This is a genomic window from Undibacterium umbellatum (assembly GCF_014284125.1).
GTDB classification, from domain to species: Bacteria; Pseudomonadota; Gammaproteobacteria; order Burkholderiales; family Burkholderiaceae_D; genus Undibacterium; species Undibacterium umbellatum.
This window is the reverse complement of the sequence record NZ_JACOFX010000024.1, coordinates 1,299-15,558: the sequence shown is the minus strand read 5'-3', so window position 1 is coordinate 15,558 and position 14,260 is coordinate 1,299. Positions and strand designations below refer to the sequence as shown.

At 50.6% G+C, this 14,260-nt stretch carries 2 protein-coding genes (1 of these 2 running past the window's edge); both read left to right on the top strand.

Going from position 1 to position 14,260, the window contains the following annotated elements; genetic code table 11:
* Positions 1-13,415 carry the final stretch of a DUF4214 domain-containing protein gene (locus H8L47_RS26325; protein ID WP_186956806.1) on the top strand. The gene continues 15,589 nt to the left of window position 1, outside the view, so 13,415 of the gene's 29,004 nt are visible here — the last part of the coding sequence; the start codon falls outside the window, past its left edge; it ends in the stop codon at positions 13,413-13,415.
* Positions 13,412-14,260, top strand: coding sequence for a hypothetical protein (locus tag H8L47_RS26320; protein ID WP_186956805.1), 849 nt, complete (start codon positions 13,412-13,414; stop codon positions 14,258-14,260). The genes H8L47_RS26325 and H8L47_RS26320 overlap by 4 nt, the downstream gene beginning before the upstream one ends.

The window sequence follows — 14,260 nt, the reverse complement described above, 5'->3', positions numbered from 1 at the left end:
CCGTCCGCCGCTACGCCACTACAGTCAACCTCACAGGCCTGAGCGCGCAGCCAACGCGCGCCGCGCTGGAAGCACTGATCCCGGCAGAAACAGCGCAAGACAGATTCAACACCAATTACTACGACAAAGATGGTCGCGTCACCAGTACCGTCGACGCCCTCGGTGGTGTCGTCAGCTATGTGTATGACGGCAACAACAACGTCGTCAAGAAAACCAGTGGCGACGGCATTAACCCTGCCAATGACCGCACACAATGGTTCGCCTATGACGGCATGAATCGTTTGACGGTCAGCATTGCGGCAGATGGCAGTGTCATGTCCCATGTCTATGACGGCAATGGTAACGTCACAAGTACCACAGCCTATGCCAACCGCATCAGCACAGCCAGCTTGGCTGTTGGTGCCACGTCACAAACCTATCTGAGCCAGGTGCAAGCCAATGCCCAGCAAGACCGCACGGAACGCCGCGCCTACGATGCAGCCAATCGTCTGGTTTATAGCGTTGATGCACAAGGTTATGTCACCAAAAACGTCTATGAAGGCACCCACCTTAAGTCAACGACCCAATTTGACCAGGCAATCAGCGTCAGTGACAGCGCCTTAGCTGCCATCCAGGCCGCAGTCAATACCTCTGCAAAAGACCGCACCAGCGCCTATGAGTATGACCACGCCGGTCATTTGCTCAAGAGCACGGATGCAATGGGCTTTACCGAAAGCTTTACCTACAACAGCCTTGGTCAAAAGGAAAGCTTCACCAATAAAAAAGGCGCGACCTGGACTTATACCTACGATGCCGCTGGTCGCCTGGAAACAGAAACAGCTCCGGCAGTTGAAGTTGCCAGTATTGATCTTAGAAACGGTGCCAAGTCCTCCAGCAGCGCCATGTTTGCGCTGGAAACCCGCTTTGTTTATGACGCGGTCGGCAATCTCACCGCCCGTATAGAAGCAAGCAACAGCGCCCAGCAAAGACGAACTGACTACACCTATGACGCACTCGGACGCCAGGTTGTTGTTACCTACCCACCGGTTGATGTTACTGACAGCAGCACCGGTATCACCATCACTGGTAAACAACTGACTACCCGCGTCACCTATGACGCATTGGGCAATGCTGTCAGCAACCTCGATGTGGCAGGCAAGCGCAGCTACAAAGTCTATGACCAACTGGGACGTGTCAGATTCGACATCGACGCCAATGGTTACCTGACAGAATACAAACGCAATGCCTTTGGTGAAGTCGAAACCCTCATACGCTACGCCAACGACAAGCGCGACACCAGCAGCGAAACAGCGCCGACACTTGCACAAATAGTGCCACTCACCAGTGCCAAAGACCGCCAGATCAAGACCCAGTACAACCAGCTCGGCCAGGCAGCAGTGGTGACTGAATCCGTATTTTATGGATCGGACGGTACGCATTATGAATACCAGGCCAAGGTCACCAGCAATACCTACAATGCCTTTGGTGAACTCAGCAGCGCCGCAGTTGGCCGCAATGTCTATGATGCCAATGGTGCGCTCTTGCAAGCGGGCGTTGATATTGCTACCACCCGTTATGCCTATAACCAGCGCGGCCAGCAAGTTGCCATACTCGATGCAGAAAACTACCTGACCCGCCAGCAGTTCGATGCTTATGGCAACGTCGTCTCCCATATCGAATTTGCGACGTCTTATGCCCACCTCGCAAGCAATTGGACAGGCAGCGAATCCGGCTTGCCAGTGGCAGATATCTCCCTCCTCAGTGGCGCAAGTGATCGCGGAGTCCGTTACGAATATGACCTCATTAATCGTAAAACCACCGAAACCAGGCTCAATGTTGAATTTGCCCAGCTCAGCCACGTTAATCGCACAGACTCCAATGTACGCGGGTCCGTCAAAACACAGTTCGGCTATGATCAACTAGGAAACCTGGTATCCAAGACGGAGCAAGAAATTGACAGTGGTCGTGCAAGCTCAGGCATCAGCAACATTGGCCTGATCACGCGCACCAGCGCCATCACCTATGACATGCTTGGCCGCGTCGCCACTACCACGTCCAGTGGTAGCGGCACCGGCAATACCGCCATCTACACAGTCTACAAGCGTGATGCCTATGGCAATGCAGTCGTGACCACGCAAACCGAGATGAAGCAAGGTAGCAAGTCTGGCAATCCATTGATGGTGTACATGGGTAGCATGAACGCCGGGCAAAACTTGCTCGAAAACCAGGCGCTGTACTCTGCCAATGGTCGTTTCCAGCTCGTCATGCAAACTGATGGCAATCTCGTCATGTATGACCGCGAGCAAGGCAACGAAAGTGCGCCTGGCATCATCTGGCAAAGTGGCACACGTGCTCCTTCAGGCAGCACAGGTTTGGCGGTACAGACAGATGGCAATCTGGCGCTCTACCATGCAGGTTCGACGCTGTGGCAATCGGCTACTCGCGGCAGTGGCGTGGTGCTGCGCTTGCAGGATGACGGCAATTTGGTTCTCAGTAATGCCAGCCAGCAAATAGTATGGCAAACCGCGACTGTCGTCACTGCAGGCGCGTCAGACAAAGACGAGCGCAAGAGCTATGCGCAATACAATGCCTTTGGCAAAGTGACTGACAGTGTCGATGCCGCAAACAAGCGCAGCCACCAGTCTTACGATGCCAGTGGCAATCTGGTCGCCCAGCAACGCAAAGTGACTGACATCAATGGCCAGGTGGTCGGCAATTCTGACAGTAGCGCCATGCTCAGCATGGAATACGATGCTGCCGGTAAATTGATACGCACCGTAGAGCTTGGTGTTGCTGGTAGCAGTGACACCACAGAAACCCGCTATGAATACAATGCCTTTGGTGAGTTGCAAAAACAAACCGTCAACGGTGCCACCACATTGCTCAATGAATACGACAATGAAGGTCACTTGTGGCGCACTACCAGTGGTGGTATCACCAAAGTCATGCTGGTCGACCAGGAAGGACGCAATACAGTACAAGTCACCAGTGGCACTATTGATCTGAGAAGTCTGGCTGATGCCAAAGCTGTGGCAAGTCACATACAAACAGACGGGAATTTCACCTCTTCTGTCACACGTTACGACCATTTAGGTCATGTCATTGAAAAACAGCTCCCCAATGTCGGTAACAGCAACAAACTGGAAGTCAGCGCACAAAGTTCTCCGCTCAGCTTTTTTGTCAATGGAACGATAGATAACGGTAGTGCCAGTGGCAGCAGTGGTAACGACGGTAGACATGATCCTAACGAGCTCAAAAATGGTACTGGCAACGTGAGTGGCAGTTCACCGACTGGCAGTACATTTACTGGCTACAATAGTTTGCGCATCACCATGCCGGATATGTCCAGCTGGGGATATGGCGATGTCAAAATCAGTGTTAAGTTCCAGACCAAATTAGGTGTGAATGGTGTACCGCCAACCATGGGTACTGTTGAGAAAGTCTACGAAGCGCTGCAAGCCAAGGGCGAAGTAGATTTTTTCTGGAATAATGCCAAAGACTGGGGTATTCCTACACAAAAGTATGTCACTGAAATTGTTATCAGCAAAAAAGATGCGACAGGTCATTGGGTCCAGGTCAACAAGCTCGGTGCCACGCAAAGTAATTCCATCAATGCTGTCATCAATATCGCTGCGCCGATAGACCTCAATACAAAGCCGGTTTTCCGTTACCGCGTGAGTGGCAATGCCAACTGGTCTATTGGTAAGGTGACCAACTTCGGCAGCAATTACATTTTCAATCCATTGGATGGTAAGGATGCCAATGTTGGCCCAATACCTGGCAACACCACTGCCCTCGCAGAAGGTATCTACGAATATGAAGTTGACTACTACCAAAATGGCGTAGTGGTTTCTCATAGCAGCGGCAACATGACCGTTGGATATGGCTCTGAACGTATCAAAATAGCCCAGTTGTATGTTGCATTGCTGGGCCGTGCACCAACTGACAGTGAACTGGTTGATTTAACTAAATCGCTCGCCAACAACACGCTAGACCAGATGGCGCAATACATATTGGGCCGTCCTGAATTGAGTACACTGTCTGGCGAAGCGGTACTCAATCTCATCTACAAAGACGCGCTTAAGCGTGAAATTGATGATGCTGGCAAGGCTTACTGGTTAGCGCAATGGAATAGTGGAGCTACCAATGCCCATGGCAGTGTCGTGGCCGATATTATCCGTGGTACGGTAGCCTATGCAGGTGACGTGGCAGAGATAGTCACGTCAACCAAGCTATTTAATAATAAGGTGTCGGTAGCATTAACCTATGGCGGCGAGTTGAAAGGCCGCGACATTGCTGTAGCGGCTGCTATCCTGACACAGGTTTCCGCAACTGATACGACCGCAGCCCTGGCTTCTGCCAGCGTGGGCACGCTTGTTACCGATGCCCAGGCTCGCTTGCAATTGACACGTCTATACGTCTTGCTGCAAAACCGCAGTCCAGAATATGGTGGTTTTAAATATTACGCCGACGGATTGATGGGCAAGTTGTATAACATCAATGCAGCTGCTGCGAATATTCTGGATCAAAGTCCCCTGGCCGGAAAGTCAAATAAGGACATTGCCGATACGATCTTTGACACGGTTTTGAACTGGAAAGAGTCATCCGCAAAATCAGGCTTCCTGGATAAATTGAATGCTGCAACGACTTCAGCACAAAAAGCAACAGCTATCCTTGAGCTTATCGATGACATTGTTGGCAATACAAAAAGCGATTTCGGCTGGCGCCAGGCACAGCAGTTATTCAACAACCGTGTCAATGTCGGCATGCTGTATGCCAACTCCTTTAGCCTCACAGATGACAAGGAGGCTGCCACGATCAATGCCCTGGTCACGGCAACAGACACGTTGACGGCGATCAATGCAGTATTTGCCAAACTCGATGCGACGCAAAACAAACAACTGAACCTGACACGTTTATACGTCATGCTGTTCAACCGCGCACCAGACCCCAAAGGTTATAAATACTGGCTGCAGCAAAGCAATCTTGATAGCAATATCAGTTTTAGTGTCATTGCCAATGCAATCTGGACTGATAAATTTTCTACAGTCAGCAACCTGGAGCTGGTCAGAAAAATCTACGTCGAGACCCTTGGTGGCGATGCTGCCTCAGTCACTGACAGCAATGAATGGGTAAAAAAACTGAATGCAGTGGGACAGGCTGGCGCTGCGGGCCGAGGTGAAGTACTGGAACTCATGATCAATGACCTGGTCAATCCATCCGGTTCTGCCAGTTTCAGTGCGTATGCAAGACAAGTGTTTACCCTCAAGACGGCTACCGGCATGAACTTTGTCGTATTGGGTGGTGGTGAAGAGAAGGAAGCCGCACTTGCATTGTCTGCCGTTGAAAAAGACCTGAAATCCATGAGTGCCAGCCTGGCATTGAATCAGGCAAAGGCTGGAGCTGCTGCCAGTGATGCTGTAATGCTGGCGGCGAAACTAGCAGCTGCGAACACCCAATTGGCGGCGGCCACCGTCGCACTAGAGGCAAGTGCTGCAGGCCTTGCCTATGCCCGGGCTCAGGCACAATCAAGCATGGCCGATTCCAGCAAAGTCAATGCTGATCTGGAAAAAGCCAAAGCCGACCTGAAAGCATTCAGTGAAGGCGTAACGACTGCCGAGATAACGCTCAGTCAGGCACAGGTGCAACTTCAATCAGCAAAAAGCGCCATGGAGTTTGCGATTGCCGCTGTAAAAATCGATAATTCCATTGCAAACCAGGCGCTGATTGTCAAGGCGGAGCAAATGCTCACCGAGGCCACCATCGCTGCAGGCATAGCGCAATCGGATAAGGAACGCAAAGGCAAAGACTTACAAGATGCAGTCGACAACATCAATCGCCTGGAAGGTGAAAGTGCGAGACTGTATGAAATCGCAAGAGTTGCCAATGCCAGTTATACGGCAGCGGCTAACGACTACTATGCCAAAGTCAAGGACCGTGATGACGCATCAACTGCGGCGGGGCTCGCCGAAACAGCACAAATTAATGCAAGCGCTGCCCTGGATAGGGTCAACGCACCCATCAATAGCAATCGGGTCGTCATTTTCCAGTTATTCAATCTCATCTTTGGGATCACTTCACCTGATTTGGCTCGCGTAAAATTTTGGCAGGAAGAACTTGAATTGCGTGGGCGTTCCGTCAAGGATGTCATTCATGCGATGTACTACGATCCCACATACCGTCCCTATGCGGATACGCCCAAGAATTTTTTTGAAAGAATCTATCAGCGGTCTCTGTCTTATCCTACGTATGACGCGGAGAGTATTGGCGCGAAAAGCGTCGCTTACTGGTCCGATGCAGTCAGCAAGGCATCGTCTGATCGTGACAAGTCAGACCAGATTTATGCTTTTTATGTCGGCTTGATGGGTGAATCAGGTAACAATCCGTATTCAGGTTTAGGTTATTTGCAGAGCAACGTCAATGAAGTCATGTATGCCAGCACGATGTACCTTGCAGACAGACTGAGCGATGTGCGCAAGGCTACTGCGGCGTTGGGGCTGGCCAACGCCAGCCTGGTCACAGCGCGCTCGAATTTGGAAAGTGCAACCTATACGCTGAACAATACACCAAAGGCAACACAAGCCAACTCTGACTATGAGGATGCGGTTAATAAATACGAAGCAGCCGCACGAGCAAAAACGGGAGTGAAAGAAGCCTACGACACTGCCGTTAAAACATATACGAAGGCGACGGGTCTGGTGCAGCAAAACCAGGACTATCTCAATAGTCTGAAGCCAACTGGAAACAGCACACCAGTTTCAGGCAACGTGATTAACGATCTTGGCAATGCGTGGACAGACTATTCCATCAAGAAAGGGCTGGCAGATCAGGCTGAGCCGCTCCTGTCCGATGCGACCAGAGACCTGGCGACAATTAGAAACGCTAACCCGGCACATTTGAACAGCATCCTGCAATTGTATGTGTTGATGTTCAACCGTACCGATCCTGATTCGGCTGGTCTTGCTTACTGGATCAAGCGTTTGGAAGAAAACATGTCTTTGACTGACATCGCTACCAGCATGTATCACGACTCCAATGTATATTATTCAAATGGTGGTCTGGATAAACTCAATCCAAGCGTATTGTTTAGTAATATCTATACCAACAGTCTTAATCGCAGTGACAACGATACGGCAGGCGTTCAGTTCTGGGTTAATGAGCTGGCAAAGTGGCCAGCGCAATCACAAGGCATGGCCTTCAACGCATTACTGTTCAGTGTGCTCAACAATCCTGCACCAGATGCCTTGTTCCTGGCGACGCGCGATAACTTCAATGGCAAGGTCAGTCAGGGTGTGGCGCGTGCGGTGAGCAATGTGCAGGAACGATACAACAAAGCATTGGCCGCCGTACCCAAAACTGCAGAGGACGCTCGCATCGCATTGCAAGTCTATAAGGATTTAGTAGAAAAAGCCGGTCCTGCGGGGACGGGTAATGTCGCGACACCAACCCTGTCTGCCAACAACCTGGCTGAAGTGTTGAGGGTCTACTTGCTGTTGACAAACAGCCAGTATGCTTCGCCTGATATTGTGTTCAAAATATGCGCCTGGGGCGACAAACTCAACAAAAGTCAGATCACTTTAGACGGCATTGCTGGTGAGATGTATCACGATGCAACACTTGGGCTTGATTCCAGTAGCAGCCTGACCCTGATGCAAAACATCTATCGCAATGCTTTGGAACGTAGCTCGCCTGATCCGTATGGAGGCGAAGCCATGTGGGCTGCTCAGCTCGACGTCGCCAGACAGAGCGGGAACGTAGCCGGACAGGGAAATGTCTTGCGTCAGGTTATTGCTGGCCTGGTAGGGGCAACCAGCACTGTACCGGTCGCCTTTGCCAGCCGCAGAGTGTTTGATCAAAAATTGATAGGACTCATCAACAGCTTCCAGATCGTCGACCAGGTCAATATCGACTACATCCGTAGTCATGTCGTTGGACCTGTCGGCCTGAGTCTGGCCGATGCACAAAAGGCATTTGAGTTGGCCAACAGTGCTGCGACTGCCGCCCAGAAAAATGCAAGCTATGTATTTGGCATGGGTACAGCACCGACCGTGGCTGCAAGCGGCTTGCAAAAGAACATCGCGCAGTTGTTTGCCTTGATGTTTAACCGTGCACCAGAAGCATCCGGACTGGAATATTGGAGTAGTCACGCAACAAGTAACGACCTGAACCGTATGGCGCAGCAGATGTTGCTCGGCGCAGCTCCCCTCGACATGCCACCCGGTCTTGACAATGCAGGCTTCGTCAACACCCTTTATCGCAACCTCGGTAGTGTCGATAATGTTCGCCTTCAGGGCCATATAAATGACTTGCAGTTTAAAACCCGTGGTCAGGTCGCGGTCGAAATTCTTTCCGAGACCTTGTCTGCCACCTCCAGCGACCTGGCGGTAGCCAATCGCCAGACCCTGCTTGCCAACAAAACTGCCGTCGGCCTGACCTATGCATTAACCATGAAAGGCGACTCGGCAGACGTTGCCCGTACACTCTTTGCTCAAGTCACAGCCGACAACGCGGCAGCAGGCATTCACGCTGCTCTCAGCACGTCCCCGGCTGTTTATGCACGTAGCCAGGTGGCCAGCCTGTTCATCATGATGTTTGGTATCGAAGCTGACCTCAAAGGATTTGATTACTGGTCTGAACGTGTACCAGCCGTCACTGCACCACTGGCTGAGCGTGTTGCGTTTGTACAAAACATCATCAGTGGCGATACTGAACACAGGCTTGAACCCTACAAGCTTGTCGACAATAGAGACTTCGTCAAATATATTTACAGCAATGCATTTGGCCAATTGCCCGACGCAGCAGGTTTGGCGCACTGGGTGAAGCAGCTTGATACACAATCAAGAGCAGAAGTAATTACCGCCATTCTGTATGATGTACAAAACAGTGCTGGCAGCAGCAGTATCGATGCTGCTACCCAGCTGCAATTCAGGCTCAATCAAAAAGCTTTTGCCGAAAAAACCTCCCTGGCTTTGAACCACCTGGCTGTGCTTGAGCAAAATAAACTGGCAAGCACAGGATCGGCAGACCAACAAATCCTCAATGAACTGCGCAGCGCCGCTTCTGTCGCAGCGGGCCTGGCGATCGAAGCTGACCTGGCCGCACTCCAGGCCATGGGCGATATTGGCCGAAAAACGTTAATACAGAAAGCCGCCGATATCAGCTGGGTGCCTACCCTCAACATCAACAATGGCAGTAACGGCACGCCAGTCGCGCCAGTTGGTCACAACAGCATCATCCAGACCAGTGATCGCTGGGGCAATGTCCTCAGCGCCACCGATGTACGCGATCCCAAACTGCAGACCAGCTACCACTATGACAGCGACAACCGCCTGATAGAAACCACCCGCGTCGATGGCGCAAAAATTACTGAAGCCTATAACAGCCTCGGCCAAAGAATTGGTGGCATGGATGCCAACGGCTACATCAGCTACAATGTCCTCGATGCCAGCGGCCACGTGCTCGAAGAGCACCGCGCAGATGGCCATGTCGCCCGCCAGGACTACAATGGTTTTGGTGAGAGAACATCCTATACCGATGCCACTGGCTACCAGACCACGTTTAAATATGATGCCATGGGCCGTGTCAGCTCGCAGACACAGACTGGTGCAGTCAAGGTTTATCAATCTACCGATTTGACAAAAGACGGTGGTGTGTTCAATCCAGAGAGCGTTGTTCCACAACAACTCAGCATCAGCTATCAATACGATGAACTGGGCCGTCGCATCCAGACAACAGACGCAGCAGGCGGCATCCTGCGCACCTGGTACGACCTGCGCGGCAACGTCATCAAAGCCGACAACGAGTCACATACCGCCAGCAGCAATGGCACCCAGACCACCAGCCGTTTCGATGCCCTCAACCACAAAGTCAACGAAACCGATGCCATCGGCGGCCAAAAGACCTGGTTCTACGACATCGCCACAGGCCGTCTCGTCGACAGGACAGACCTGGGTGGCCACAAAACCCTGTATGCCTATAACTACTACAACCAGGTAGTGCACGAATACGGAGAAGGCGCCTACAAAAAAGACATCTGGACCAGCTACAACCAGTTAGGCCAGGTACTGACCATACAAGATGTGGGCACTACCACCAACACCTACTATCAATACGATGCTGCAGGCAACCGCCTGACAGAAAGCGTCATCCAGATCCGCAACACGCATCTTGAAGTCTTACAAGACAACCACCTGTCCTACGACAAGCTGGGCAGGCTCAGCAAAGTAGAGACAGGCCGCTATGGACTCAAATATCTCTATGACAACAACGGCAACCGCACCATGGTGGACAGCTACTACGTCACCGACATCATTGGAACAGATGGCAAAGTGGTCAAGAGCGAAGAGCACCAAAAAATCACCTGGAACAGCTACGATGCCATGAACCGTCAACTGGTTGCTGATGGTGTCAACGTCGGTGGGGTCATCAGTACCGACAGCGGCCTGGGCCGCCAGGGTCACGAGTTCCGCTACGACGCTGAAGGCCGTCGTATCAGCGATACCAGCTATGGTAAAAAAATCACCAGTACCAAAGCCAACGTCTTTGGCATCCCCGTCGTCATGTCCGGCGTTACCATGGGCGATGTGGTCGAAACTTATAGCTACGACGCCATAGGTCGCCTTGATACCGTCAAACGGGATGGCGTTGAAATCGACAAACGCTACTACAACGCCAACAGCCAGCTCATCCGTTCAGGCATCAGTGACAGCCTGATTGGCCAGATTCGTGGTGACGACAACCTCAAAAAAGCCTTCCAGGAGGCAGGCGTCAATGACGACTTCACCATCTACAAATACCGCGAAGACAAACTCAACCAGGTCGAGTTCCAGCAAGTACATACCACCGATGGCGGGCTGGGATACAGCGGCACCGCCTTCCATTATGACGCTGCGGGCAGACTTGAAAGATACACCCAGGACAACACGACCACAGTCACATACGACTACAAAAACAAAGACCAGTTTGACCAATACCAGGTCAGCAGCATCACCGGTAACCGCGGAGGCGGAGACGCGTCCACCTTCAACAAATATGATGCCAACGGCCACCTCATCCGTGTCGCCGACAGTGACGATGAAACCAAAGCAGGTGTCAATGCCCGCAACATGCTGGTTGACACAGAAGGCCGCATCCTGCGCAAAGAGCTGAAAGGCAACAACACCTACAGCCTTCTGGTCAATGGTGAAATCATCGGCACCAGCAGCAAAGACTATGCCAGCGACACCATCAACCAAAGCTATGTCAATCAAAGTGCCCTCTCCAGCAGCGGCCCCAGCATTTACATCACCCATCTGGGCGACACCCTGCAAAGCGTCGCCAAAGCAGTCTGGGGTGACGCTACCCTGTGGTACCTGATTGCTGACGCCAACGGCATCATTGCAGACCAGTTCCAGGAAGGCAGCAGAATCCTCATCCCCGCCCGCGAAGTAGCAGGCGGTAACAGGAACGACACCCTCAAGCCGTACAACCCGGGTGAGATCATTGGTAATACCACGCCGAATATGCCGATGCCGGCGGGGCCGGATGGTTGTGGCATGGTTGGCTCGATTGTGACTGTTGCGGTTGCGATTATTTTAGCAATAGCAACAAAAGGATATACTTCACCTTATCTTAAGGTGGCGATTGCTGCTGCCTCCGCCACTGCCGGACAATATGCGGCTGTCGCCGCTGGCGAACAAGACAAAGTCAACTGGAAGAGCGTCGCCTTAAGTACCATCACCGCAGGCATCATGCCCGGCGACATCAGCTTTGTTAAGAATCCCTACGTTGATGCCGCACTCAATGGCATGATGCGCAATGTCATTACCCAAGGTGTTGCAATTGCCATTAACCTGCAACAAGACTTTAGCTGGACTAGCCTGGCTGCTGCTGGTGCTGGCAGTGCCGTTGGAGCGAGGGTTGGAGAAGAGTTCAAAACTGCTGACTTTGGTAATATGAGCAAAGACTGGCGAGAAATTACCCAACGTACAGTAATAGGCTTTGCGACAGGAATCACGGCCACCCTGGTAAGCGGCGGTAAGATGCATGCGGGGAGGGTGTTGACGGATGCGTTTGGCAATGCGCTTGTGGAGAGCTTGCGGGATGAGAATACCAGCATCTATGCGGCGCGTATAAAAGAACCTTCTACAACATTCTTTAAACCTGGGGAGCTTGAAAAGGTTAATGTTCCATCTATAGATGATATTTTGAATCCTGCTGTGCAAAGTGCGACAGGAAGTGCGAGCGCAGTGTGGGCTTCTGATCTTGGTAATTCAAAACGATGGCTCAGATATATAGTAGATGGTCCCGCTGCAGCGGGACAAAGTGGCATGCCTACTTCAAAAGAGGTAAATGGCACATTTATAAAAAGTAGCGATACGACGACGTTGTATCAAACTGGAATGCAAACTGTTGAAATCAGTCACAAGAAATTGACTCCTGATGAAATAAGAGCACTGGATGAAGAGCATGCGACCGACGTTAGTTGGCAAATGAGTATGCCGAATTGGAGTTTCAAAGAGACATCTCGAAGGATAAATGAGAAAAGAAAATTAATTGCCCTTGAGCAGCAAAGAGTGGCTATTGCGAATGGTCCCCAAGCTTGGGCGAGGCAGGCGCCAATTGCTAAAAGCGGAATTCTTAGTCCCGTTCATGCGGAGGCTTGGCACTATCGACAAGCATTAAGTTTGCAAGATGGCATAGTTAATGAATTTGGTGGCTTGGTAGTAAGGGCTGGTGTGCGTGTTGTTGCACCAGCATGGACTGCAGCTAAAACAGCGCTTTATAGTGAAACTACTTTATTGCGTTCAGAGCTTGATGCCACCATTAGGGCTGGGTTAAGTGCAGATCTGAAGATAGGTCCGAGAATTGGTGGTTTGGAAGCTAGCCAGGCAAATGTGTTTGTCGCTCGGATGGAGTCGCAAGTCTCTCGTGAAGCGGGTGTCATTATAGCCAATGGCGGGAAAGGCGGGATTGCGTATGCTCGTGCTGGTTCGGCACCTGCAGGTATCATGAGCGAAGGATTTCAAAATATTCCTAGTGCTATGGGCGAATTCCCCGGTGTGCAGCGAGTTGCTGGTGTGAACGGAAAGTATACAATCTCGGATACAGATGCCTTTATAAGCGGTGTGAGTGATGCTTATGCACGGAGTGGTCAAAAGCTAAATGGTCTTACTGCTCAACAAATCCGAGATTATGTGTCCAGCGAAAAGGTATTTGCACAGCAAGCTGGTGTCCCGGGCCTACACGCAGAAGTACAAGCTGCAAATGATTTATACAACAAGCTAGTGAACCCGGCTGGCGCCTTGATGAATGGGGATATAAGTGTCGTAACTTACAAACTAGGGAAATCGAGCGGGAGTGGTATGCAAGGAGGTCCATTTCTTGCGTGTAGTAATTGCGGGGGAATTCTGCCGCCAAAAATTAATGTTGTTACTGGTAGGAAATTATTTCAATGAGACGAATGCTTATAAATGCAATGACTAATAAGAATGGTTTGTTTTACCATGATGAAGAACTATTCTCCGGCGTGATTTATGAAAAACATGACGATGACACTATTTGCGCATGGATAGTCCAAGATGGCAGGGTAGAAATGCCCTACCTCTCTCGCTATTTCGATGATCGAAGCGACCTTCTTCATGTTGATTTAACAGTTAGTATGTCGGATTATGAAATGCCTTGCTATGACGAGAAACCTTTCAGCGGAGTTGCTTACTCGTTCGATGGGAATTACTGTGAGCGTGAGGCTTTGTTGATTGATGGAGAGGTCATTTCAGATACATTGTGGAGTAACGATGGAGTTTTGTTGCGTTACGAACAGCATTCGGCGGGTTATTGCGAAATATATGAATGGTATGGGGAAGGGGTTATTAATTGCTGCACCATCACGACGAGTAATTCTTTTAACGGTTATTTGAAGTTTTTACATGATGGACGTCTGAGCGGAGTTGGTAGTCGGCGAGGATTTTTCGATGCATTTAGTATTATCGCTAGTAAATCACCGATGTTTCCAGTTCGTGATTTATCAGAATTTTTTACTCTGAAGTGTGCGGAAGAAATTTGGCTTGTTGGTGAAGATATTGATGACCTATTTGTCGGAAAAATGTGTGACTTAGGAATGCTCTTACATACGGAAAAAATTTACATTGTGGATGCGTCCATAACGGATGTTGGAATTCATCTTCTTGCAAAATGCCCGGCTTTGAAGAGTTTTGACATTCGAGAAAAAATCGAAGATAGACAGCAATTATTAAAAACAGCGCTTGCTGAAATTAAATCAGTTCAAGCTGATTTCAACTAG